The organism is Waterburya sp., from assembly GCF_058530065.1.
This window is the reverse complement of record NZ_JBZNBU010000075.1, coordinates 1-24040: the sequence shown is the minus strand read 5'-3', so window position 1 is coordinate 24040 and position 24040 is coordinate 1. Positions and strand designations below refer to the sequence as shown.

The window sequence follows — 24040 nt, the reverse complement described above, 5'->3', positions numbered from 1 at the left end:
CGATCTATTTATGGCGATCGATACTCTTGATTTTGCCAGCTAACGAACTAATAATTTCAACTATTTAACTAGCTCCTAACTATTTTCTTCGGTCATATTTTAACATCCGAGTAAAAAATCAAAATTACTCAAGATTTCGATCGCCAGAGTCTCTTAAAGAACATAAAGAGATAAACTAATTAAGATAAATAGATAAATATATTTAAGGTCTAAGACAAAGACTAAATAACTTAAGGATTTTGGAAAAATCTTTTAACAATCCATCTTTTTATCGACCATCAATAAAAAATACTAAAAAATTGCATTCATTAGCATTGCCTTAACTTATGCCATCCCATCCTACATCTATCTGGAGACGTTCGCCGAACAAACTACGCCAAAGTGAAATTTGGCAGTCGTATTTCTATTTTACAAGCCTATTTTCAGTAGCATTAATTTTATTTTTGGTCAATTTGGGCAATTTACCTTTACTAGATTCCTCTGAAGGGTTAATCGCACAGGTTGCCAAGGAGATTTATCGCAATTCAGATACTTTTTCTAACTGGATGTTTCCTACATTATGGGGCGAACCATATTTGGCACAACCGCCGTTAGTACAAGATTTAATTGCGATCGCCTATAAAGTTGCTGGAGTTAGTGAATTTACCACCCGTCTGCCAGGAGCTTTACTGGGAGCTTGTTCGGTAGTTTTAGTTTATAGTATTGGTCGGGAAATTTTTGTCGCTCGTTTTCCCGCTTTATTCTCTGCATTAGTCTATTTAACTTGCCTGCCTGTAGTGCGCTTGGGGCGTTTGGCAATGTCTGATGGCCCATTTTTATGCTTTGAATTGCTAACTATTTGGGCTGTCTTGCGATCGCGTCGAGATTTAAGGTGGTCTTTGATAGCTGGAATTGGCTTAGGACTGATGAGTTTGACTAAAGGTATGATTAGTTTGCCCATAGTCGCCATAATTATCGGGTTCTTATTATGGGATACTCCCCGTTTGCTAACTTCTGCTTATTTTTTGGGTGGTGTCTTTTTGGGGATAGTTCCCGAAATTGGCTATTATGTCGCTCGCTGGTTTCGCTTTCGCGAGTTTGGCAATACAAAACAATTATACGATTTATTTCTCAATCAGATATCTGCGATGGAGTTTAGTTTCCAGCTAACTCCCCAGAATTATCTAATTCAAGGTTTGCAGTATATTATTCCTTGGTTGTTAGTTAGTATCGCTGGTATCAGACTAGCCAGTCGCAACCTTAATTGGGGGTGGGGTAAATTATCGATCGCCTGGCTAGTAATATATTCTAGTTTGGTTTTTTTAGTCTTAGATAGTAATTATTGGTCGATTTTGCCTATCTATCCAGCTTTGGCTTTAGTCACGGGAAAGCAGTTGGATCTGATTCGCAACTTACCCAGCTATCAAGACTATCCTCAAGTTTTAACTTATGGTTTTGCCTTAATGGCAGCTTTGGCAGCTTTTGCTGGGTTGCATTGGGGAATCCGCGATTATGTTGATTTTTATCTTCCCTTTATTTGCGGCTCTTTAGCTATTACTTTCGCTGCTACGGCTATAGTTATCGCCCAACAAGCAAAACAATTTATTCCTTTGTTATTTTGGGGTCTTTTTGTCTCGATTTTCTTGCTAATTATCTCTCCCCATTGGATTTGGGAATTAAAAACAGTAGAACCCGTAAAACCAATTGCCGAGTTAATTCGCCAACATATTCCAGAAAAACAAATAATTTATTCATCTATGGCAAGCAGAAGATCTAGCCTAGAATTTTATAGCGATCGTCAAGTCATTCCCCTAAAAATAAACGATTTAAAATATCTTTGGCAACACAACCCCAATGTTCCTTTACTCCTTGATGCTGAAGCCGTTCGAGAGTTAAATATTACTGAAGATAAAATTATTCAAGATTCTCAGTTTGACTATCTTAATTGGAAGTTGGCGATCGATCGATCTCAAACAACATAAGTTTTGTTTATCTTTAGCTCGAGCAAAATTATTTGCCCAAAATAAAATTGAGGACGAACGGTAGATCGACATAGGTCTAACCGAACTCCTCTAATTAAATTGCAAATTTATGACTATATTATAATGTCTATTTTGCTAGCTAAATATTATCAAAATGGAATAATTTATTCCTCATCGTCACCACCAATTTGGCGTAAATGAATGTGTTTTCTACCTAGAGTAATTTCAAATTCGTCACCCTGCTTGAGTCCCATTTTTTTGGTATAAGCAGAGCCAATTAATAAATTACCATTAGATTGAACGCTAATACGATAACTAGCAGAACGTCCTCCTCTACCTTGACCGTTGGAAGTACTATCTAACTCAATTCCTTCTGCATCGATTAGTGCATTAAGAAATTTCATCATATTAACTCTTTCTACACCATTTTTTGTGACAGTATAATAGCCACACTCTCTAGCTTTTTCCTCTTTTGAGAGATTACCTAGTTCTTTGACTTTATCGATTAATGTTGCACCTACTAAAGGTTGCGGTTGGGTTGCTTTTGCCATTAACTTGAAACAACTAAAAAAATATTTTGGTTTACAATTTTGCTTTTAGCTAAAGTAATACAAAGTTTACATATTTTACTTTGCAATCTTCTTATAGAACTATATTACACGCATCGAGCAAAATTAACTAAATAAAAAATAAAAATCTAGTAATTAAAGATATAGTTGACAGTACAAAAAAATAATTTTAGTAACCTTATAAAAAATATCGAGTTAAATACATACAGTTTAAAGTAGTTCCAAGTAGTTCCAATTTATAAAAAAATATCAGATGAAGCTAACTACTCGCGGTCATTATAGTGTCAAAGCATTATTAGATTTAAGTTTACAACCAGGATATCAACCCACATCGGTAAAAAGTATCGCTCGACGACAAGATTTACCCGCACCTTATTTAGAAAAGTTATTGATAGAAATGAGACGCGCAGGTCTAGTAAAATCAGTGAGAGGAGCAAAAGGAGGCTATAAGTTAGCTTGCAAACCAGAACAGATTTCTTTAGGTAGAATTCTTGAAGCAGTGGGAGAAGCTATCGAGCCGTTACAAAATTATTCTCCCGATCGCAATTTAGCAGAAGATTGGGTAACATTTAGTTTGTGGCAAAGATTGCACCAAAAATTAAAAGAGGCTTTATATAGTATCACTTTGGCGGATCTATATTATGACGCCCGTAGCTGGCAAGCAGCTAGTGGAGAAAAAAATAACTTTGTAGTTTGAGATTGAATAGTTATTAGTTGTTAGTTGTTAGTTAGATTTGTTCGATCTCGAACCATCATTATGACTCAAACAATGCCTATTTCTAGTTCGGTCTTAATTTTAGTTTTAGCTGCCATTGAAGATTATTTAATTGGCGATCCTTGGGGTTGGCTTCATCCAGTGCAGGTTATGGGTTGGACAATTCAGAAATTGACTGATTTAATGCTTCAATTTTTTGATTCGTCGCGATCGCGTCGTTGGGCGGGTGTTATTTTAGGTTTAACTCTAATTAGTATTAGTGGAATTATCGGTTGGACGATAGTTTGGAGTTTGTCAAAAATTCATCCTCTATTGGGATATGCAAGCGAAATAGTTATGCTGGCTAGTTGCTTTGCAGGAAAAAGCTTGCGAGTTGCAGTTCAAGACGTATTAGGTGCGATCGCTACTCAAGATATAATCGAAGCTCGTTCTCGTTTGAGCCGATATGTAGGCAGGGATACAGAGAATTTATCGGAATTGGAGATACTGAGAGCATTGTTGGAAACTGTAGGAGAAAATACGGTTGATGGAGTCACAGCTCCTCTGTTTTACGCTATTTTAGGCTCGTTTGTACCAGGATTGGGAGTTTTACCCTTAGCCTTAGCTTACAAGGCTGCTAGTACCCTAGATTCGATGGTGGGCTATCTTCGCGAACCCTATACAGACATAGGCTGGTTTAGCGCGCAACTAGAAGATCGTTTAACTTGGCTTCCCTGTCGCTTGACGGTTCTCACCTTGAGTTTATTTTCTCAAAAACCAGTTCGAGTATTAGCTATTTGTCGTCGCGATGGAGTTAAAGATCCCAGCCCCAATTCTGGTTGGAGTGAAGCTGTTTATGCAGCAATTTTGGGAGTACAGTTGGGAGGGAAGAATACCTATAAAGGAATAGTCAAAGAAAAACCCCTCCTAGGAGATAATTTAGAACCTATAACTACAGCCAAGATCGATCTCGCTCTCAATTTAACTCGTTACTGTTTTTTATCCTGGCTGGCGATCGCCTTGGTTATTGATGTGGTGTTGAATATTGATTTGTTGGGGCTAGGTAGTGGGTAGTAGGGATTAATAATTTTCTCATCCTTCATGCTTTGAAGAATCCCTCCAATCTCCAATCCCCAATCCCTCGAACTAGCAACTTAGACGATACACAAATTAATTAAAACGACTGTATTTCTCATTTTCTTCTCAGTTGATAGTTAGCTTAACTTCAGATAAGTCAGCTAGCTTTAATAGCAAATCCAGACTGAGGTTAAATTACTACCTCAAAAGTAGGGAAATCTGGGTCTAAAAATAGTTCCTGCATAAATCTACTGAGTTCATCATAGAAGATAGGAGATTGTCCGAAATCTGATCCATAGGGCGATCGCCTTTAATTAATTCAATATTTTATTAAGAATGATTGAACCTTTATCAAACTTAAAGAGTCTAAACCAACAGTCGGACAGTTCATAAAAACAAGAAGTATCGCTGACTTTCAATCAGTTCATATAGGAGTCATAACTGTAAAGATGCCCAAAGCTAATATCGCCAAAACTAACAACAAAGTAAGCTATTCCGCAGATATGGTCAGAACCTACCTGCATGAAATTGGACGGGTACCCTTGTTGAGCCACGAACAAGAAATTGTCTATGGCAAACAAGTACAGAAAATGATGATCCTGTTAGAAAAGAAAGAAGAGTTAGAAGAGCAACAAGATTGCCAACTCAGCCTGAAGGAGTGGGCAGAACAAGTCCAAATGAGTGAAATCGAACTTAACAGGATTATCCAACAAGGACAACGAGCTAAAAGCAAAATGATCGAGGCAAATTTACGTTTGGTAGTAGCGATCGCTAAAAAATACCAAAAACGTAACATGGAGTTTCTCGATTTAATTCAAGAAGGAAGCTTGGGCTTGGAGCGGGGTGTAGAAAAATTTGACCCCATGAAAGGCTACAAGTTCTCAACTTATGCCTATTGGTGGATTCGTCAAGCAATCACCAGGGCAATCGCCCAGCAAGCTCGTACAATCCGCTTGCCCATTCACATTACCGAAAAGCTTAATAAAATTAAAAAAACTCAGCGAGAATTATCTCAAACCTTGGGACGTAGTGCTAAACCCGAAGAAATTGCTCAAGAATTGGGACTCAAAACTTCTCAAATTCGAGAATACTTGAGTATAGCCCGTCAGCCTATTTCTTTGGATGTCAGAGTCGGAGATAATCAGGATACCGAGTTATCGGAATTGCTTGAAGATGACGGTATTTCTCCCGATCGCTACGCCACCCAACAGCTATTGCGTCAAGACTTGCTTAGTTTGATGGCGGATTTATCTCCCCAACAACAAGAAGTGATTCGCTTGCGCTTTGGTATGGACGATGGCAAGGAACTATCTTTGGCAAAAATCGGTCAGAGAATGGGAATTAGTCGGGAAAGAGTTCGTCAGCTAGAACATCAAGCCTTATCTCAATTAAGACGGCGCAGAAGTTACGTTAGAGAATATGTTGCTAGCTAAGATTGGCAAGATATTTTGCTAAAAAACTGGCGATCTACACGAGTTTGTTATAGATTCGATCTATCATTTTATAGATTCTGTATCTTTGTAACAAAAAGTGGGGTCGCCATTATATTAATATTACAAACTAAACAAACTAATTTGACGAGCAACCCTGCCCTGCTGACAGGGGTTTACCCCAAGCCAAACGGGGCAAGCCCAGATCGTTTTTTGGGCAAAGGAAGGCGCAAGTCTTGACCCCTGCTAGATACCCTGGTATTTTGGCGGGGGTTTGTGACAAAATAACCATCAAATATGAAAATTGTGGTCTGGAAGGTGTCGGCTAGACCAATATATAAGCGACCCAAAAGATATCCCCTGTCTACGGTCGAACCTATTGTTCCCTGTAGATTTTTAAATTAAGTGGTGTAGGAGTGAATTAATGACACTATTCAAAGAAACGTTAAATGGTAAAGAAACCAAAAATCTTTCCAACCGCCGAAATGCTGGCTTAAATGGAGCGAGCAACGTCTCTCAAGCCGAGGCAATTCAGGGGTGGCTGATCGATAAGCTGGCAGAAGTTTTGGAACTCGAACCAAATCAGATTGATGTCGGACAAAATTTTGAGGAGTACGGTCTAGAATCGGCAGAGGCAATCAATCTTTCGGGAGATTTGGAAGATTATTTAGGTTGTCGTCTACCTCCTACTTTGCTTTGGGACTATCAAAATATTGAGTCTTTAGCACAGTATTTGGGAACGGGTAATTTATTGCAAGATAGAATAAATTCGGCTCAAGATTTGGAATTTGCTACATCTGTGGATCTTTCTAATTTAGATGGTCAAGGAAGTCTTCTCGATATTTCTGCCGAAAATTATCAATTTGAAGAATTTCCCGAATATAAAAAGTTAAAAGCCCAGCAAGAGCAAGTTGCTAGCTTGGGTAATGGTAATCCCTTTTTTATTCCTCAAGAAACTGTAGTTAACGATCGCACTACAATCGATGGTAAGGAATTGATTAATTTTGCCACCTACAATTATATTGGGATGTGTGGCGATCCTGTTGTTACTCAAGCTGCTAATGAGGCGACAAAACTCTACGGTACTTCTGCTTGCGCCAGTCGTTTGATTGCTGGAGAAAAACCCATTCACCAAGAATTGGAACGAGAAATAGCCGATTTTATTGGGGTGGATGACAGTATTGTTATGGTAGGCGGTCATGCAACTAACGTTACTACCATCGGTCATTTACTGAGTAAAAACGATCTAGTAATTTATGACTCCCTGAGTCATAACAGCATCATGCAGGGCTGTTTTCTTTCAGGGGCTAGTTTGGCAGCCTTTCCTCACAACGATAATCAAGCTTTAGAAGCAATTTTGCGCGATCGCCGTCACCGCTATCAAAGAGTTTTGATTGTAGTGGAAGGAGTCTATAGCACCGATGGGGATATTGCCGACTTACCCAAAGTTATCGAATTAAAGCAGAAATATAAAACTTTATTAATGGTGGATGAAGCCCATTCTATGGGTACTATTGGCAAAACAGGTCGCGGAATTAGCGAATATTGCGCTATAAATCCCAGAGACGTGGATTTGTGGATGGGAACTTTAAGTAAGTCTTTTGCCAGCTGTGGAGGCTATATTGCAGGTTCTAAGGCTTTAATTGAATATCTCAAATATACTGCTCCTGGTTTTGTCTTTAGCGTGGGAATGTCTCCTCCAAATACTGCTGCTGCGATCGCCTCAATTCAGGTTTTGAAGCAAGAACCCCAACGAGCTACTACTCTTCAAGCCAGAGCCAGACTATTTTTAGATTTAGCGAAGGAAAAGGGATTGAATACGGGAATGAGTCAAGATTCTCCTGTAATTCCCATTATTGTGGGGGATTCTTTAAAGTCAATCCAACTATCGCAAAATTTGTTTAAACGGGGCATAAATGTTCCTTTTATGATTTATCCTTCTGTACCTCAAAATGAAGCACGCTTGAGGTTCTTTATCACTTGCAATCATACTGTCGAACAGATTCGTTTGACTGTAAATATTTTAAACGAAGAACTTAGTAAGTTATAAGTTTATTTCAAGTTAATTTAGTTTATAAATGCAGGGATAGTAATTACTATCTCTGCATTTTTTTTATAGCTTTTTTTTTAGACATAATTTAAAAGAATTAATTATATAGTATAAAAATATCTCGGAATATTTACGTATTTTAAAAATAAAAATATCAGGATTAGAGTGTTTTAAATAAATAGTTTATTCCCTTAAATATTCAGTAAAAATTAAATCTTAAATACGTATTTGTTCGTAGAACAAAAAGCCAGAATCAGTTTTTTTCCGTAAAACAACTATGGTCTAGATTTAGCTCGCAACCGAAAATGAGATTTAGATTCGCATAAATAGATTGTTGATACGAATAAAGTTTATTTTATGGCTACTCCAACCCTTAGTTATCGTTGTATGGAATTTCTCCAACAATATCATCGCAACCCCTCTTTAAAATTACGCAATAAATTAGTTGAGTTAAATATAGGTTTAGTTAGAAAAGTAGCTCATCAAATTTCTCGTAAATGTGCCGAACCTTATGAAGATTTAGAACAAATTGGTTACCTCGGATTAATTAGAGCGATCGAACGTTTTAATCCACAGCAAGGTTCGGCGTTTAGTTCTTTTGCTATTCCTTATATTCGTGGTGAAATGCTACATTACCTCCGAGATAAGGGTAGTATGATGCGAATTCCTCGTCGTTGGCAAGAACTTTACACCAGAGGAAAAAAACTACGTAAAAACTTAATCGAGCAATTAGGACGCTTGCCTAAAGATATTGAATTAGCAGATAGTTTGGGAGTTCCTTTAGCAGAATGGAGTGAGTGTCAGCTAGCTCTACAAAATCGTTTACCTATTAGCTTAGATGCAGTAGTCAATAACTCTCTAGACTCATCAATTACTTTTGGCGATACTATTGCCGATCCTCAATATCAAAAACAACGTAAATTAGAAGATGATAAATTGCAATTACAAAGAGCAATGAGTCAGTTGGAAGATAAAACTAAAGCAGCAATTGAATGCGTTTTTCTGTGGGATTTACCTCGCAAAGAAGCAGCAAGACATATTGGTATTAGTCCAATGACTGTTACCAGACACCTTCATAAAGGAATCGAGCAGTTAGGCAATATGTTAGAACCTCAAGTCGCATGAGTTTAAAATTTTTGTTGCTCTTGTTTAACTTTATTTAAAACCAATATTATAGATTTTTAGTAAAGAGTTTTAATGTTTTAAATACTTTTAGTAATAGTAATTATTTTTAGAGAACTTTCATAATATTATTCCTAGCATCTAAAATTTTTAGATGCTTTTTACTTAATGAAATTAATTCTCATTATTCATTTAACTTAACTCCGTAAAATAATTGCTACTAATTGTAGTAAGTTGTTAGTCGCAATATATATATGTAGATAACTCAGATGAGATTGTGAAAGTGCATATTCCATCAATGCCGATCGTAATTAAGTTTAAATTGACCATTAATGTTGAAAATTTAATAATCATGAAATATTTTCAGGCTTTAATTACTGCCGCAGTCTTGTATGCTGTTTTTTGTTTGAGTATTGACTCTAAATTTGGTGCTGATTTTATGCAGTATCTTACCGACAACTAAAATAATGTTGGATATTGAAAACTTAGAATTCAAACTCAAAATAAAACTGGAGACTTCAACAAAAAATCTTCAGTTTACAATATTTTTTTAATAAAAAGTTATCAACAGTAAAATTATGATTCAGCCTAATCTAATAGCCAATACAGTAGGTATCTTTTCTTTGTTAGGAGCGATCGCAGTAGTATATCCAACCGCTACCAGCACCTTTAAAGATACTATTCCTCAAGCTCGAATATCTTTAAAGTTTTCCTATTTTAGCTTGCTAATAACTATTTGCTTGGGATTGATTCACGGATTATTAATGACTCAAGGTACTAATATTGACTTTTACAATTTAGGTACTTATTGGGTTTATGCTGTAGGTTTATTTGCATTCAATTTACTAATATTTTTAGCTCTAACTTTTGCCGAACTAAAACACAATTTAAAAAAGTTAAATTATTTCAACTACGCAGTATTATTTTTACTCTTGCTACATATAGGACAAAAAATTATTTGGTAGTTTTCACAATCTCAAATTTACAACATTTGAGTTGCAGTCCAAATAGTCCAACCATCTAATAACCATAAAACCATCGTACAAATAAATAAAATGCCATACATCCAGGGTTGAGAAAGGGGACGAACGTCGGTGGTATCGATACCAGTTTTCTCCGTAACGATGTTGACCATTCGATTAAAGCCAGCGATACGCATGGGTAATAAATAAGCCTTGTCTGCCGTAGGAGAAGTAAAATAATAAACCAAACCACCTTGACCAGTGGTACGCATTTTCAAATTGTCGATCTCTTGCCAAGATAAAGACCAACCTTGGCGGAAAAAACCTGGTATCCAAGCGGGATAGGCAACTCGTATTCGCTCGTCATCCAAAATTACCTTTTCACTTAAAGCACCGTAAACTGCGATCGCACCAAGGGCAATGCCAACCCACAACGTCCAAGATGGCACGGGTGCATCGGTGAAGTCTGCTAAAAAAGGTAACGGAACTGTTAAACCTATATAAAGACACAACAGAGTAATGCGAATGATGGGGGAAATCTTAAAAACGTTCATTTTTTAAAGTTATTAGTAGTTAGTTATTAGTTATTAGTTATTAGTTATTAGTTATCCTTTGAGATCCTTGTCCCCAAAAGCCATCATATTTAATCACTTCAATATCCCCGAGGACTTTAGTTTGACAAGCCAAACGGCGATTTTGGTCTAGAGAATGAGGGGGAAGAGAGCGTCTGGTTTTATCTTTCCAATTAGGTGGTGAGACTTGACCAATAATTTCTACCGCACAAGTGCCACAGCTACCAATTCCCCGACAGTTGATAATTGTTGAGTTACCGTTATGAACGGTTATTTTGTGCTTCAATAAAGTTTTGCGTAAATTCGCACCAGTCTCGCAGGTAATTTTTTGTCCTTGTACGCTGATGGTAGGCATAATTATTTTGTACTGTTGGGAGAAAATATTTATCTATTAATTATCTCTAAATAATTTAACATTTCTTAATGTTGAAGATTGCGAAATACCGACTTTTATTAAAGATTAATCAAAAATTTGCCAATTTTTAGTCTCGATCGCCATTGTCGATAAATGATGAAAAATAAATAAGATCGAAATCATGAATCAAAAATCAAAAATTTGGATTTACGATACTACTCTCAGAGATGGCTCTCAAGGGGAAGGAATATCCCTATCTTTAGACGATAAAGTTAAGATTGCTCGCCAACTAGATAAGATGGGAGTCCCTTTTATTGAAGGAGGATGGCCAGGAGCAAACCCTAAAGACGTACAATTCTTTTGGCAGCTACAAGAAGAACCTTTACAGAATTCCGAACTAGTTGCCTTTTGTTCCACCCGCCGTCCTAATAGTGCTGCCGCAGAAGATAAGATGCTTAAGGCGATTTTAGCGGCGGGTACTCGTTGGATAACTATTTTTGGCAAGTCTTGGGATCTTCATGTCACAGAAACCCTCAAAACTAGCCTAGAAGAAAACTTAGCCATGATCCGCGATACGATTGGCTATTTAAAAAGTCAGGGACGTAAGGTTATCTATGATGCCGAACATTGGTTCGACGGCTACAAACACAATTCCGATTACGCTCTAAAAACCTTGAAAACTGCTTTAGCGTCTGGGGCGGAATGGTTGGTTTTATGCGATACCAACGGCGGTACTCTACCCCACGAGATAAGCCAAATTATTTCAGAAATGGTCGATGCCATCCCCGAAACAGAAACTAAAATTGGCATCCATACCCATAACGATGGAGGTGTTGCGGTAGCTAATGCGATCGCTGCCGTGATGTCTGGAGCGACTATGGTACAGGGTACGGTCAACGGTTATGGAGAGCGATGCGGTAATGCCGATCTTTGTACTGCCATTCCTAACCTGCAACTCAAATTAGGCTACGACTGTTTAGGACAGCAAGAATTATCAGAATTAAGTTCTAGCAGTCGTTTAATTAGCGAAATAGTCAACCTCGCCCCAGAAGACAATGCGCCGTTTGTCGGGCGATCTGCTTTCGCCCATAAGGCGGGAGTTCACGTTTCGGCGGTAGCCAAAAATCCCCTCACCTACGAACACATTCAACCAGAACTAGTTGGCAATGAAAGAAGAATTGTTATTTCCGATCAGTCGGGTTTGAGTAATGTTTTGCACTATGCTGCCAAATTTAAGATTAATTTGAGCAAACAAGATGTTACCTGCCGTCAAATTCTCGATCGCCTAAAATCTTTAGAAAACGCAGGATATCAATTTGAAGCAGCAGAAGCGAGTTTTGAACTATTAATGCGATCGATACTCAAACCCCACAAACAACTATTTCAACTGCAAGGCTTTCAAGTACATTGCAATATTCAGCAAGCAACAGATAATTCCGCAAGTTCCGCTCTCGCTACCATTAAAGTAGAAGTAGATGGCAAACAACTATTAGAAGTAGCAGAGGGTAATGGCCCAGTAGCTGCATTGGATAGTGCTTTGCGCAAAGCTTTAGTGAAGTTTTATCCTGAAATTGCTAATTTCCATTTGACAGACTATAAGGTTCGTATTTTAGACGGTGGTGCAGGAACGGCAGCTAAAACCAGGGTTTTAGTAGAGTCCAGCAACGGCAAAGAAAGATGGACAACTATAGGCGTATCTGTCAATATACTAGATGCTTCCTATCAAGCAGTTGTAGAAGGTATTGAATATGGTTTACTATTGCAAGCCTCTAGTGCGAAAAAAGTAAGTATTATTAATTAGTAAAGTTTAAACATATATGACGGCTCTCCCCAAAACAACTAAAAGTAGACTGCTCAAAATTCCCCAACTACCTAGTGTTGTCTGGGAAGGCGATCGCCGTCCCTTGGGAAATATGGCATCCCATTTAGATTTGGGTTTAGATACCGATGGAGAATGCGTAATTTGGGTAGATGGTTCGGAAGGTGCAGTTCGAGCCATGGATGTAGTTCCTGCTAATATGGGTATCGAAGCCATAGTCAGAACTTTACTAAGAGCCATTGAGTCTCCCCACCACCCAGGACAACCCCACCGTCCGCAAAAAATAGTGGTGCGCGATCGCGAAATTCAATTCTTTTTGCGGGGTGTTTTGCAGGGATTAGAGATTAATATTGAATATTCTCCTCAATTGCCCTTAATTGATCGCTTATTTGAAAGTTTTGCTGAGACAGAGGACGATCTCACCTCCGCTTTACCAGCAGTATATCAACAAGCTTTAGAAAAAGTTGCTCAAAAAATTTGGGATATTGCGCCTTGGGAATCATTAGCAGATAGCGATATTTTGCGAGTGGAATTAAAAAATTGTCCTGTAGATGAAGTTTATCTTTGCATCATGGGCATGATGTCCGCAGAATATGGAGTATTGCTTTATCGCTCTCTAGATTCTCTCAAACAATTTCGCTCTGCTGCTTTGGGTACTAATCAATCTCCTGAAGAATTGGAGCAAGCATTTCTCGCCCAAGATTGTTGGTTTCTCAATTATGAAGTAGATCCTGCGGAATCTCAATCGGTAAAAAATCGACAAGTCGAATCTTTTTTTGGTAGCTTACATCCTTTTGAAGGAATGCGCCCTTTTCTGGATGAGGAGGAAGCAAAAATTATTTACGCCGTATTAGACAGTCTCTCGCGCTTTTGCCATCGCCATCAAGCAACTTTAGCAGAAGAACCAATTGAGGCAATCACTCAATCTTATCGCATTCATCTTTCTCTAACAGACAGCAAAAAGCAAACTATCTCAACCAAGGTTTCTACTTTACCCCAACTTACAGAAGAACTGTTAGATATGGGAATGAGTAACTACCCCGATTTTCTGGATGGAGAAATAGATATTCCAATTCGAGAAGATTTTGTTCCTGATGGTTCTTTGATTATTTTAACTACTCTACCCCTAGAAACAATCGAACTAGTCCAAAAACAAGGAAAAACATATCACCAGTCTTTAAACAATCTTCCTCCAGAACCAGAATTACCTACGATTTTTATTCAAACTACTCGACCTAAAGCCAAACGCCTGATCGAACGGATTCAAGATGCGGGAGGCTTAAAGTCTATCTGCTTTAATCCAGGAGAAAATCAAATTACTGGGGAATGTTTTAATTTAGGGATGTTACAAACGGGGGATGAAGAATTACATATCTTTGCTGAATATTCTCAAGAAAATCCAGAACATCTAGAAATAATAGAAGATTGGCATCAAAATTGCGAATTATCTCAAGGAAATTGTCTATTAATTGTTGCTATGGGATCGACGGGTAACAATCGTGGCAATCCTCAACTGAAAGATATGCTTGGTTTGTTTGAAGTTAAATCAATTAATGGAGCCGATATTGGCATGGGGGTTTTAGAATTATTGCCTAACTTGGAATTTTGAGCAAATTTTTGCAAACTTTATCTGATTAAAGTTAATTATCATCCAAATACAAGTTTTTAGATGGCACAGATGTGACCAGTCTAATGGTTGACTCATCCATTGATTCAGAGCATTGTAAAGACGGGAGTTTGTCTTGGTGCGCGTTCCCATAGCGAGGAAACCTCGCTGGGGTCGCACCGCTTTTTCACAGTATTCTGGAATTATGAGTGATGTCTAATCTCAGAATGCTGACTCCCCCTCACCTTTGTCAAATCTCTAAATCTTTTATTGCTCAATCCTTTCAAGTTTTTTAATTCATCTTTTGTCAGTCAATCAGCATTTTGAGAGTTTGCTGACAAGCTATGAAATAAAAGCGATCGCATTTTTCAAACTCTACTTTTATAAAATTAAATCACTCCACAACATCCGATGATCTGAGTTTGCTGCTTTGGCTGTTTGACAATCAATAACTTTAATATTTCCCCTGACAAAAATATGGTCGATGGGAATTTTTATCATCGTAACAAACCAGTCGGGATAGCGAATGTAGGTAGCATCTTCTAACCAAGAAGGTTCGATACCAAATCCTAGTCTAGTGTTACGGAGATTGGTGGTATTAATTAGTCTATTGTAGTAGGGTGACCAAGGAGTAAGATTCATATCTCCCAAGAAAATTAGAGGTTCTGGTTGTTGTTGAATATAAGTAGCGATTTCTGCTAAAAAAGTGTTGCGGTGGTGGAATAAATTTGGCTTAATAGGGACTGTAGGATGGGCAGCAATTAGCTTAATTGTTTGTTGTTCTATTTGCAGAGATGTAACTAAAATCGTGCCATTTTTGAAGGTTTTACTTTGAGGAGAAATTAAAGGAAAACGACTAAAAATTGTCAATCCACCGCCAGAAGTACGATAAACATAGGATAGTTTGTTAGTCAATCTTGGGGCTAATTGTTGTTTGGCTTCGATACTACTTTCAATAATAGTAGCAATGTCGGGTTGAAGATTTTTAATGGAATTAGCAATCTCATCCCAGCGATCGTTTTGGGTATTGATATTAAAGGTTAAAACTCGAATTGAATTTTCAGAATTTTGTTGTGGATGAGGTAGATACCAGGGAATAATCCAAACACTATTAAAAATAGTTATTGCTAGAGATAAAAACAATAATCGTCGCAACTTCAACCCATATATTTGGCAAATTACACAGGCGATCGCAAGTATTAAAGAAATTAGGAAATAGTAAACCCGAAAATTGCAGAGTAATTCTAAAGGATAATTCCACCAAGACAAAATACCAATAGACAAGATTGCGATCAAAATCAATATTATAAATAGGAAAGTTTTAATCGCTTTTTTGCTAAGTTCCATCATTGTTATTATTGTTGCAATAGAACCAAAGTTTTAATCAGCCAATGACTGTTGAAAATAGCTTGATAAATACGATTGCTAACTCGTAATATTTCGTCTTCTTTTACTACTAAACCAGATAGAATTAATTCCGTATGCTCCAAACTATTATTAGCAATTATATTGTCTCTCTCTAATATTTTTTGGTATGCCAAAAGTACGGAAACAGTATTTTCTTGAAGACTCATCAGGCGATCGCGAATGGTTCTGAGATGTTCTGGTTCGTCTTGAGCTTCCCAGTTGTGAATAATATTATCTTTAACCAATTTAGCAATCCATTCAGCTTCTTGATTCATGGGAATTATTTCAGCAGAATTACGAATTAGCTGACACACTTTTTGACTTAAAAATGGTTGTCCGTCTGTCCAATAAAGTACTTCTTTCAAAACAATCTGAGGGCTATTTACTCGATCTGCCAATCCTCTTAGTAATGGTTGAGCTTCGTGAAGTTTGAAACCTTGTAAGGAAATTGCTTGACCGATATTAAACGGAGTGCGATTTTTGTCTTGAATTAATTGGGCGGGAGTAGCAACTCCCAACATGACAAAGGTAATTTTTTGGAAAATATCGCGATCGGCTCTTTTATTAAATAAAGTACGCAATAAAATCAAAAAATCATCCGCATCGAAACTAAGATTTAAAATACTATCTAGTTCGTCAATAAACACAATAATCTGGCGATTTATTTTTACTAACAAAACTTCTTCAATAAACTTACTCAAACGCTGCACTGGAGAAAGAAAATTATGCTCTTTCCACCAACTACGGAGTTCCAATAAATCTATTTCTGATAAACCACTAATTAAGCCATAAAGAAAGCCCGCATACCATTGTTCGCTGGTAACTTGTTGGTTGCCAATTTCTGATAAGTCGATCGCCACACAAATAAAGTTTTCTGCTTGCAAGCGTTTCATAATCTGCACTCGCAAACTAGATTTACCCATCTGACGGGAATTGAGAATATAGCAAAATTGACTCGATTTCAAAGCTTGGTATAATTGACGATCTGCTTTTCTGACTACATAAGTAGGGGCATCCATCGGCAAGCTACCCCCGACTTGATAGTCAAAGTTTAAAGATTGTTCGTCGCTTCGTAGTAAAGCATTTTCAATCTCTAATTCTGATTGAGTCGCTTTAAGTATTTCTAACGTTTGGGAAAGTTCGGCAGTACGTTCTTTAACTATTGCTTCGAGATTTTGGTTGTATTCGACTAATTGATCTTTGGCTCGTTGTAATTCTTCCGTTTGACGCAAATTTTCTTGGCGGAGTTGGCGCAAATTGGTATGGGTTTTCATCCTAGCGATTAGTTCGTCGCGAGAGATGGGTTTGTTGAGATAGTCATTTGCTCCTACACTCAATCCCGTAACAATATCTCTTACTTGAGTTTTGGCAGTTAATAGCAAAATTGGCAGGCGATCTGGTGGATAGTTTTCTCTGAGTTTGGCAGCTACTTCATACCCCGTCATTCTCGGCATCATTACATCTAACAAAATAATATCGGGGTCTAGTCCCTCTTCTAATATTTGCAAGGCTTCTATGCCATTTGATGCTTGAAAAATATCGTAATTAGTTTTAGCCAAAGATAAATTATTAATTAATACTTGCAAATTGGCAGGATCGTCATCTACAATCAGCACCCTAGTTGCCTCGCCTGTAGTTTCAACGGGTAAATCGAGGGGAATTTGCGGTGCTTGAACTAAAGATATATGCTCAACGTTCTCTTGAAAAGTGCAGACATCTGCAACTATACTCGCGGTTTCTTCATCATCCTGGGAGATAGGTATGGTAAAACTAAACTGAGAACCTTGCCCCACTTCAGAATCCACCCAAATGTTTCCTCCATGAGATTCGATTAATTTTTTGGTAACCGACAAACCCAACCCCACCCCACCATACTCGCGCCCAGTATATCCTTCTCCTTGTTCAAAAGATTCAAAAATACTTTCGTGTTTCTCTTGAGGAATACCAATCCCCGTGTCAGCTACGGTAATTATCAACTTATCGCGATCGCTTGTGGGGTTGGCTGTTACTTCAACTTTGCCTCGGTCGGTAAATTTAATCCCATTACCTACCAAGTTATAAAGTATTTGTTGCAAGCGATCTTCATCGGCGCGAATATTAGGAGTATCACCAGCGATCGCATTAACTAACTGTAGATCTTTATTAACTACTAAAGGACGACAAAGAACCAATACAATTTCGACTATTTCCCTCAAACCTACAGATTTAAGGCTGAGAGTTAAATTATTGTTGAGTATTTGAGAAAAATCCAAAATATCACTGACTAAATTAAACAAACGACGACCACTATTAGCAATTATGGCTAAATTTGCTGAAGTTAGCTCTGGAAGCTTACCCGTAGCCCCATCGATCAAAGATTCGCTAATACCGATAATACTATTGAGAGGAGTCCGCAATTCGTGGGAAGTATTCGCCAAAAACTCATCCTTAAGGCGATCGAGACGTTTAAGTTCCCCATTGGCAGTAACCAATTCTGCAGTGCGTTCGGCAACGGTTTGCTCTAAGCTGGCGTTAAGTTCTTGTAACTGTCGCGAATAATCTTCTACCGATGCCATTACCTGATTGTAACGATAAGCAATCTTGCCAACTTCTGTAAAAGGTTCTTCTGGTACTCGCAAACTATAATCCTTGGTTTCTGCTTGAAGATCCATTACTCTAAATAGTTCGTAGACTTCCGTTTTGGCGTTGTGTTCGGCAACATTCAAGCCCATCTCCTCTTCTTCTAAGCTTACTCGTAAGGGAAAGATGCGGTTTAAATTACTCAAAATCAAATAGGTAACGCCAAAACTCCAAGCAAAACAAATACCGATACCTAAAAGCTGCACTAAAACTTGATTGTGACGACTCAAGCCAGTAGCCAAAGTATCCAAATCTCCAAATAAACCGACTGCCAGAGTTCCCCAAGCACCTGCAAAACCATGTAACGCTACGGCATCAACCCCATCATCAATACCCCAGTTTTCGATGCAGTCAGTCAGCAAAAGCATGGTAATTCCCCCTACAGCCCCAATTAACAAGGCATAAGGTGTAGCTACAGAATTACAGGAAGCAGTAATCGAAACCAAACCCGCGATCGAGCCATTAATTAAAGTTTCTGCTTCTACTGCCCCTCGTCTTTTCCAACCGACTATGCCAGCCCCCATCATGCCCGCAGGCCCAGATAATACGGTATGCACGATAATTTCGGGAATTTCGTTAGTTAGGGCAAAGGTACTACCACCATTAAAGCCAAACCAACCCACCCACAGCAGCATTACTCCCAATACCGAAAAAGGTAAATTAGAGCCATGAATTTTTTTCGATTGCCAACCTCGATCGCTTTTACCGACAAACTTCCCCGTGCGCGAACCAACTACCAGTAAAGCAGCTAAAGATACCCAGCCTGCGACACTGTGAACTACGGTCGATCCTGCATAATCCACAAAACCCAGTTTTCCCAGCCAGCCATGCCATTGCCCTGTAGTAGCCCCATTCCATACCCAATGAGCGAATAGGGGATAAATCAAACCTGAAATAATAGCTGCGATCGCCAAATAGCCTTTAAACTTCAATCTTTCTGCTAATGCTCCAGAGACAATAGTAGTAGAAGTGCCACAAAACATCATCTGGAATAAAAAGAAGGCTGCTAAACTCGGATCTGACTCCAGGCTGACAAAAAAGCCCGAAGAACCGATTAATCCCAAATAGGAAGCTCCAAAGGTAATAGCATAGCCAAAGCTCCAAAAGAAACAGGCAGATATTCCTAAATCTACTAGATTTTTAATTGCTACATTGATACTATTTTTCGATCTGGTCAAACCAGATTCCAGACACATAAAACCAGGTTGCATTAGCAGTACCAATCCCGCACAACCTACAACCCAAATAACATTAAGATCTAGTTCTTGCATTTACTCGAACAAATTTATACACCTAAATATTATCCCCACGAATAGAATTCATGAGGATAATACTGAAACTGTGTTTAACCTTCGGTTAGTTATTAGTTATTAGTTATTAGTTATTAGTTATTAGTTATTAGTTTTTGGGTCTAAGTCCCCTCTCATAACCTTCGATTTAAGAGTCTTAATTAATTAGTGGTTCAAATCTACCAATTAATTGAACTAAAAACTAACTACTAACTACTAAAAACTCTTTTAAAACTATTAGAGCTTTCGATTAGCGAAACATACTGCTAACAGAACTAGCTTCATGGATGCGCCAAATCGCTTCCCCTAACAATCCCGCTACCGACAGTACTGTTAATTGCTCGAATTGTTTGTCTTCAGGAATAGGGATTGTGTTAGTCACAATAACTTCTTTAAAAATACCGCTAGATAGTCTCTCTGCCGCAGGATTAGAAAAAACAGCATGAGTGGCACAAGCATAAATTTCCTTTGCTCCTTCTTGTTGTAATAATTTACCTCCAGCAACTAAAGTACCCGCAGTATCGATCATATCGTCCACTAAAACCGCAGTTTTACCTTTTACATCACCAATGACATTCATCACTTCAGCAACATTGTGGGCTTGACGGCGTTTATCAATAATTGCGAGAGGTGCATCGTTTAATTTCTTGGCGAAGGCTCTCGCTCTGGCTACACCACCAACGTCGGGGGATACTACTACCAAATCATCAAACTTTTTCGCTGCTAGATAATCTAAAATGGCGGGAGAGCCATATACATGGTCGGTGGGAATATCAAAATAGCCTTGAATTTGTGCCGAATGCAAGTCCATCGCTAAAACTCGACTCGCACCAGCTTCGGTTAACAAATTGGCTACTAGTTTGGCTGTAATGGATTCTCGTCCAGCAGTTTTACGATCTGCTCTGGCATAACCATAATAAGGAATTACAGGAGTGATTTGACGTGCTGATGCCCGACGACAAGCATCAATCACGATCATCAATTCCATCAAATTATCGTTAACGGGATTGCAACAGGGTTGAAGTAAATAAACATCTGCTCCGCGAATTGATTCTTGGATTTGAATGTAAATTTCCCCATCGGCAAAACGCTTGCGAATCATTGGCCCTAGATCCATTCCTAGATAGCGCGCCACCTCTTTGGCAAGAGGGATGTTAGCCGAACCAGAAAATAGTCGGAGACGATTGGAGTCTGAGAAAAAAGCAGTCTGCTCTATCGACTGAGGCAATAAGGTAGTACTGTGGCTCACGGTAAATATATTTAACTTATATTCAGGGCAATCTTATCATCAACCAGGGACATCGCGATTTGTAGGTATGCTTCAGAAGAAAATACCATCTCACGAATTACACTTAGTCTAGAAAGTTCAAGGCAAAAAACACAATAAAATTCAGCTTAATTAGAATTTCTGGATATTTTATGTATATTCATATACTAAATCGTTCTGGGTACATTATATTTTTTTTGATGCTTTTTAGCATCGGTACATCTGGCTAGGGTATATTCTGGGAGATCTAGACCCTTTACCATCTTGGTATAACGATAAAGTAAAGTATAAAAAAATACCAAAGCTATCTTAAAAAACATGACAGCATTATTGATTGCAGGAACAGATACGGATGTTGGTAAAACTTTTGTCACGATCGCTTTGGCTGCCTATTGGCAAAACTATCGCTCTCAAAACACTACCAACACCCATCCTCTTTTAAGTATATTCAAGCTGATTCAAACTGGAACAGGAGATTGGGAATTATACAACCGTTTATTTACGGAAAATCCATCTATAGAAGTTTCTGTACCCCTACGCTTGGAAACTCCAGTTGCTCCCCCCGTGGCGGCGGAAAAAGAGGGGAAAATCATCGAATTGGCTAAAATTTGGCAAGAGTTTTCTACCGTTCAACAAAAATCCGATCTGGTACTGTTAGAAACTCTGGGAGGTTTGGGTTCTCCCGTTACCAATGAACTAATTGTCGGTAATATTGCTGCTGATTGGCGAATGCCAACGGTGTTAGTAGTCCCTGTAAAGTTAGGAGCGATCGCTAATGTGGTAGCGAATGTAGCTTTAGCACGCAGCCTGAAAATAAATCTTCAAGGAATTATTCTTAATTGCACTCACTCTGAAGGGTTGGCGAGTATTGGAGATCTAACTCCAGTGGACTTAATTGAATCTTTAACTCAAGTGCCGATTTTAGGTACGCTGCCCTATATTGAAGATCTAAACGATACCCAAAAATTAAGCAAAATTGTTAGTAATTGGGATATAGAATCAATTTTGCCCCAATAATTGCTGCGAGCGAAAAGTCAATAGCTTCACTATTTCACCTTCGATTGAGTGAAGCTTATTGTTCTAATCCTTAACCGAGATCTGTCGAACTCTAAGAAGAAGATAATTTACCAACTAGACTTGACCACTCCAGGAAGCAAACCCTCGTGCGCCCACTCGCGCAGTACGTTACGAGATAGACCAAAATCGCGATAGTAACCTCTAGGTCTACCAGTTACCATGCAACGGTTGCGCTTGCGAGTAGCAGAGCTATCTCTAGGTAATCTTTGAATTTGGCGACTAATTTCTAGCTTTTTAGCAGCAGAAGTAGCAGTACGCAATTCTTCTTTTAAGGCTGCTCTTTTTGACGCATATTTCTCTACTAAGCGAGCGCGTTTCTTTTCACGCTCGATCATTCCTTTCTTGGCCATAAAATTTATAAGTATTTAAAATAAACACACAGTTTCCTAGTATAACTCGAACTTGAATTCAATTCATAATTTCTTCGAGTTGTCCTACCCACTCGAAGGGGAAAAAGTTAAAGTTGACGAGTGCAATTAATATCGTCTTTTTTTACTAGATTCTATGAATCTCCTGCCATTTCTTTTGGGCGCAACAATAGTTTTTTGGGGTTGGCAAACAGGGTTTTGGATTGTTGCTATTCCCCTGGCGATCGCCTACGAACTTTCCCGCTATATTGATTGGCGGTGGAATTTAACTACAGCAGACTTTCGCAAGTCTTCTCATATTTGCACGGTAATCTTGGTAGGGGTCTTAATTTACCTCTTATTTAGCGATCGCTCTTTGGGTTTGATTTTTAGTTTTTTTCAATGGCTGCCTGTAATCTGCGCTCCTTTATTAATCGCTCAAGCTTATGCTTTGGAGGATCGAGTAGATCTTCAGGCTCTACTATTTTTTAAAGATAAACCAGATCGTCAAGAGTTATTTCTCTTAAATCTAACCTATCCTTATTTTGGCATTTGTATTTTGGCTGCTAGTGCTGCTAATAGTAGAAACTTTCTGTTTTATATTGGTATTGTTATTTTAATTAGTGCGGCTTTAATTCCCCTGCGATCGAAGAGATTTTCTGCTTGGGTTTTCTTCGTTTTATTATTTGGAGCGACAGCTTTGGGGACAGTCGGACATATCGGATTACACCAATTACAATTATCTTTAGAAAGAAATACAGCTAAATTTTTCTATGGTTTTTATCGTCCCCATTCCGATCCAACTCAAGTAAGTACGGCTATTGGAGATATTGGCTCGGTAAAACAGTCTAATAAGATCATTTTGCGAGTCAAACCTGCTCCGCAACAAATAGTACCCCAGCTATTAAGAACGGCAGTTTACAATAAATATGCCTCTGGTTTTTGGATTGCGGCAAAACCCGAATTTGTTTCCCCTCAAGCTGGCAAAGACGAAAGTACCTGGGTTTGGGGTCAAGCTTCCCCACAGCAGAAAAATATTACCGTTTCAGAACATTTAGCAGAAGGTAGTACTTTATTAAAACTTCCTTATGGTAGTGTTTCTGCCACTAAATTACCCGAACTGGAAAAAATCGAACGCAATCAATACGGTACGGTGCAAATAGCCAGCGATGCCAGTTTTTTGTTTTATCAGATTACCTACGATCCAGATTTATCATTAGATAGTTCTCCCACCGAGGCAGATTTAAAAGTAGTAGCTGGGGAACAACCAGCGATCGATCGCATTATTGCCCAATTAAATCTCGATCCCCAAACTCCTAAAGCTACCCTAGGGAAAGTCCATCAGTTTTTTAATACAGAATTTGAATAATCCCTCGATCTTGCCCGACAGGGTACAAATAAAACTCCTCTGGGAGCTTTTTTATTAAATCATCGCTCTGGACATTGAGAATATTTTGCTACGGCTACCGCTTTATTGTTACGTCGGGTAGGTATTCCCACTCGCTATCTGGTGGGATATTCAGTGAGGGAATTCAGCAAATTAGAAAAGCAATATATAGTGCGATCGCGTAACGCTCATGCTTGGACTCAAGTATATCTAGATGGCAAGTGGCAAACTTTCGATACCACTCCTGCTTCTTGGATTGCTTTTGAAAATCGCAACCAATCCCCATGGCAAAACTGGAAAGATCTTTTCTCTTGGATTGGGTTTCAGTTTGCTCGAATTGTCACGGTTTGGCAAAATTTAGGCAAGACTAATTTCCTGTGGTTGTTAGCTATTCCTTTAGGGGTAATTCTCATTAGAGAGTTTACCGATC

21 protein-coding genes are annotated in these 24040 nt (G+C 38.4%); 12 read left to right on the top strand and 9 right to left on the bottom strand.

The features are described from left to right. The first annotated feature begins 326 nt into the window (after nucleotides 1-326). Nucleotides 327-1961 carry an ArnT family glycosyltransferase gene (locus AC33VI_RS04975; RefSeq protein ID WP_491781160.1) on the top strand — a complete coding sequence of 545 codons (1635 nt, stop codon included), beginning with the start codon at nucleotides 327-329 and terminating at the stop codon, nucleotides 1959-1961. 164 nt (nucleotides 1962-2125) lie between these two features. On the opposite strand, the gene AC33VI_RS04970 is transcribed toward AC33VI_RS04975, so the two are convergent. Beyond that, nucleotides 2126-2512, bottom strand: a complete 387-nt coding sequence (locus AC33VI_RS04970) for an AbrB family transcriptional regulator (RefSeq protein ID WP_491781159.1) — start codon at nucleotides 2510-2512, stop codon at nucleotides 2126-2128. 271 nt (nucleotides 2513-2783) lie between these two features. On the opposite strand from AC33VI_RS04970, the gene AC33VI_RS04965 reads away from it, so the two are divergent. The 3 genes from AC33VI_RS04965 (at nucleotide 2784) to AC33VI_RS04955 (ending at nucleotide 5734) form a co-directional block, all read left to right on the top strand. Further along, complete coding sequence (locus AC33VI_RS04965; protein ID WP_491781158.1) at nucleotides 2784-3227, top strand: Rrf2 family transcriptional regulator; 444 nt, start codon at nucleotides 2784-2786, stop codon at nucleotides 3225-3227. Between the two features lie 60 nt (nucleotides 3228-3287). Continuing rightward, nucleotides 3288-4298: an adenosylcobinamide-phosphate synthase CbiB gene (cbiB, locus tag AC33VI_RS04960; RefSeq protein ID WP_491781157.1), complete on the top strand. Its 1011-nt coding sequence runs from the start codon at nucleotides 3288-3290 to the stop codon at nucleotides 4296-4298. Nucleotides 4299-4750: 452 nt separating this feature from the next. Next, a complete protein-coding gene (locus tag AC33VI_RS04955; RefSeq protein WP_491781156.1) occupies nucleotides 4751-5734 on the top strand; it encodes an RNA polymerase sigma factor, RpoD/SigA family in 984 nt (327 codons plus the stop codon). Nucleotides 5735-5870: 136 nt separating this feature from the next. Here the strand turns inward: AC33VI_RS04955 and AC33VI_RS04950 are convergent, their stop codons facing one another. Then, the gene (locus tag AC33VI_RS04950) at nucleotides 5871-6023 is read right to left on the bottom strand and encodes a hypothetical protein (RefSeq protein ID WP_491781155.1); all 153 of its coding nucleotides are present in this window, start codon (nucleotides 6021-6023) and stop codon (nucleotides 5871-5873) included. Between the two features lie 132 nt (nucleotides 6024-6155). Between AC33VI_RS04950 and AC33VI_RS04945 the strand changes: the two genes are divergently transcribed. From AC33VI_RS04945 to AC33VI_RS04935, 3 genes are all read left to right on the top strand, one after another. Then, nucleotides 6156-7781 carry an aminotransferase class I/II-fold pyridoxal phosphate-dependent enzyme gene (locus AC33VI_RS04945; protein ID WP_491781154.1) on the top strand — a complete coding sequence of 542 codons (1626 nt, stop codon included), beginning with the start codon at nucleotides 6156-6158 and terminating at the stop codon, nucleotides 7779-7781. A gap of 357 nt (nucleotides 7782-8138) precedes the next feature. After that, entirely contained in the window at nucleotides 8139-8906 is a 768-nt protein-coding gene (locus tag AC33VI_RS04940; protein ID WP_491781153.1) for an RNA polymerase sigma factor SigF, read from the top strand. A gap of 575 nt (nucleotides 8907-9481) precedes the next feature. After that, nucleotides 9482-9868, top strand: a complete 387-nt coding sequence (locus AC33VI_RS04935) for a hypothetical protein (RefSeq protein WP_491781152.1) — start codon at nucleotides 9482-9484, stop codon at nucleotides 9866-9868. 17 nt (nucleotides 9869-9885) lie between these two features. Here the strand turns inward: AC33VI_RS04935 and AC33VI_RS04930 are convergent, their stop codons facing one another. Next, the gene (locus AC33VI_RS04930; RefSeq protein WP_491781151.1) at nucleotides 9886-10419 is read right to left on the bottom strand and encodes a hypothetical protein; all 534 of its coding nucleotides are present in this window, start codon (nucleotides 10417-10419) and stop codon (nucleotides 9886-9888) included. Between the two features lie 40 nt (nucleotides 10420-10459). Further along, nucleotides 10460-10792, bottom strand: a complete 333-nt coding sequence (locus tag AC33VI_RS04925) for a 2Fe-2S iron-sulfur cluster-binding protein (RefSeq protein WP_491781150.1) — start codon at nucleotides 10790-10792, stop codon at nucleotides 10460-10462. 181 nt (nucleotides 10793-10973) lie between these two features. Between AC33VI_RS04925 and cimA the strand changes: the two genes are divergently transcribed. Both cimA and AC33VI_RS04915 read left to right on the top strand, forming a co-directional pair. Continuing rightward, nucleotides 10974-12593 carry a citramalate synthase gene (cimA, locus tag AC33VI_RS04920; RefSeq protein ID WP_491781149.1) on the top strand — a complete coding sequence of 540 codons (1620 nt, stop codon included), beginning with the start codon at nucleotides 10974-10976 and terminating at the stop codon, nucleotides 12591-12593. A 16-nt stretch (nucleotides 12594-12609) separates the two neighbouring features. Further along, nucleotides 12610-14220: a DUF6930 domain-containing protein gene (locus AC33VI_RS04915; RefSeq protein WP_491781148.1), complete on the top strand. Its 1611-nt coding sequence runs from the start codon at nucleotides 12610-12612 to the stop codon at nucleotides 14218-14220. A gap of 378 nt (nucleotides 14221-14598) precedes the next feature. On the opposite strand, the gene AC33VI_RS04910 is transcribed toward AC33VI_RS04915, so the two are convergent. From AC33VI_RS04910 to AC33VI_RS04895, 4 genes are all read right to left on the bottom strand, one after another. Beyond that, the gene (locus AC33VI_RS04910) at nucleotides 14599-15567 is read right to left on the bottom strand and encodes an endonuclease/exonuclease/phosphatase family protein (protein ID WP_491781147.1); all 969 of its coding nucleotides are present in this window, start codon (nucleotides 15565-15567) and stop codon (nucleotides 14599-14601) included. 5 nt (nucleotides 15568-15572) lie between these two features. After that, the gene (amt, locus tag AC33VI_RS04905) at nucleotides 15573-19514 is read right to left on the bottom strand and encodes an ammonium transporter (protein ID WP_491781146.1); all 3942 of its coding nucleotides are present in this window, start codon (nucleotides 19512-19514) and stop codon (nucleotides 15573-15575) included. Nucleotides 19515-19782: 268 nt separating this feature from the next. Further along, entirely contained in the window at nucleotides 19783-20781 is a 999-nt protein-coding gene (locus AC33VI_RS04900) for a ribose-phosphate pyrophosphokinase (protein ID WP_491781145.1), read from the bottom strand. Nucleotides 20782-20966: 185 nt separating this feature from the next. Then, nucleotides 20967-21119, bottom strand: a complete 153-nt coding sequence (locus AC33VI_RS04895) for a hypothetical protein (RefSeq protein WP_491781144.1) — start codon at nucleotides 21117-21119, stop codon at nucleotides 20967-20969. On the opposite strand from AC33VI_RS04895, the gene bioD reads away from it, so the two are divergent. After that, nucleotides 21118-21816, top strand: coding sequence for a dethiobiotin synthase (gene bioD, locus AC33VI_RS04890; protein ID WP_491781143.1), 699 nt, complete (start codon nucleotides 21118-21120; stop codon nucleotides 21814-21816). The two genes, AC33VI_RS04895 and bioD, sit on opposite strands and share 2 nt — an antisense overlap. 107 nt (nucleotides 21817-21923) lie before the next feature. On the opposite strand, the gene rpsN is transcribed toward bioD, so the two are convergent. After that, complete coding sequence (gene rpsN / locus AC33VI_RS04885; RefSeq protein WP_491781142.1) at nucleotides 21924-22226, bottom strand: 30S ribosomal protein S14; 303 nt, start codon at nucleotides 22224-22226, stop codon at nucleotides 21924-21926. Nucleotides 22227-22380: 154 nt separating this feature from the next. On the opposite strand from rpsN, the gene AC33VI_RS04880 reads away from it, so the two are divergent. Beyond that, nucleotides 22381-23592: a hypothetical protein gene (locus tag AC33VI_RS04880; protein ID WP_491781141.1), complete on the top strand. Its 1212-nt coding sequence runs from the start codon at nucleotides 22381-22383 to the stop codon at nucleotides 23590-23592. Between the two features lie 105 nt (nucleotides 23593-23697). After that, the coding region (locus AC33VI_RS04875; RefSeq protein WP_491781140.1) for a transglutaminase-like domain-containing protein at nucleotides 23698-24040 on the top strand (343 nt) is incomplete at its 3' end.

Excerpts from the sequence above, each read along its gene's own strand:
- AC33VI_RS04955 (WP_491781156.1), top strand. The coding sequence starts at position 4,751 with ATGCCCAAAGCTAATATCGCCAAAACTAACAACAAAGTAAGCTATTCC.
- AC33VI_RS04950 (WP_491781155.1), bottom strand. The coding sequence starts at position 6,023 with ATGGTTATTTTGTCACAAACCCCCGCCAAAATACCAGGGTATCTAGCA.
- bioD (WP_491781143.1), top strand. The coding sequence starts at position 21,118 with ATGACAGCATTATTGATTGCAGGAACAGATACGGATGTTGGTAAAACT.
- AC33VI_RS04940 (WP_491781153.1), top strand. The coding sequence starts at position 8,139 with ATGGCTACTCCAACCCTTAGTTATCGTTGTATGGAATTTCTCCAACAA.
- amt (WP_491781146.1), bottom strand. The coding sequence starts at position 19,514 with ATGCAAGAACTAGATCTTAATGTTATTTGGGTTGTAGGTTGTGCGGGA.
- AC33VI_RS04880 (WP_491781141.1), top strand. The coding sequence starts at position 22,381 with ATGAATCTCCTGCCATTTCTTTTGGGCGCAACAATAGTTTTTTGGGGT.
- cbiB (WP_491781157.1), top strand. The coding sequence starts at position 3,288 with ATGACTCAAACAATGCCTATTTCTAGTTCGGTCTTAATTTTAGTTTTA.
- rpsN (WP_491781142.1), bottom strand. The coding sequence starts at position 22,226 with ATGGCCAAGAAAGGAATGATCGAGCGTGAAAAGAAACGCGCTCGCTTA.
- AC33VI_RS04930 (WP_491781151.1), bottom strand. The coding sequence starts at position 10,419 with ATGAACGTTTTTAAGATTTCCCCCATCATTCGCATTACTCTGTTGTGT.
- AC33VI_RS04970 (WP_491781159.1), bottom strand. The coding sequence starts at position 2,512 with ATGGCAAAAGCAACCCAACCGCAACCTTTAGTAGGTGCAACATTAATC.
- AC33VI_RS04915 (WP_491781148.1), top strand. The coding sequence starts at position 12,610 with ATGACGGCTCTCCCCAAAACAACTAAAAGTAGACTGCTCAAAATTCCC.
- AC33VI_RS04895 (WP_491781144.1), bottom strand. The coding sequence starts at position 21,119 with ATGTTTTTTAAGATAGCTTTGGTATTTTTTTATACTTTACTTTATCGT.
- cimA (WP_491781149.1), top strand. The coding sequence starts at position 10,974 with ATGAATCAAAAATCAAAAATTTGGATTTACGATACTACTCTCAGAGAT.
- AC33VI_RS04935 (WP_491781152.1), top strand. The coding sequence starts at position 9,482 with ATGATTCAGCCTAATCTAATAGCCAATACAGTAGGTATCTTTTCTTTG.
- AC33VI_RS04910 (WP_491781147.1), bottom strand. The coding sequence starts at position 15,567 with ATGATGGAACTTAGCAAAAAAGCGATTAAAACTTTCCTATTTATAATA.
- AC33VI_RS04925 (WP_491781150.1), bottom strand. The coding sequence starts at position 10,792 with ATGCCTACCATCAGCGTACAAGGACAAAAAATTACCTGCGAGACTGGT.
- AC33VI_RS04965 (WP_491781158.1), top strand. The coding sequence starts at position 2,784 with ATGAAGCTAACTACTCGCGGTCATTATAGTGTCAAAGCATTATTAGAT.
- AC33VI_RS04945 (WP_491781154.1), top strand. The coding sequence starts at position 6,156 with ATGACACTATTCAAAGAAACGTTAAATGGTAAAGAAACCAAAAATCTT.
- AC33VI_RS04975 (WP_491781160.1), top strand. The coding sequence starts at position 327 with ATGCCATCCCATCCTACATCTATCTGGAGACGTTCGCCGAACAAACTA.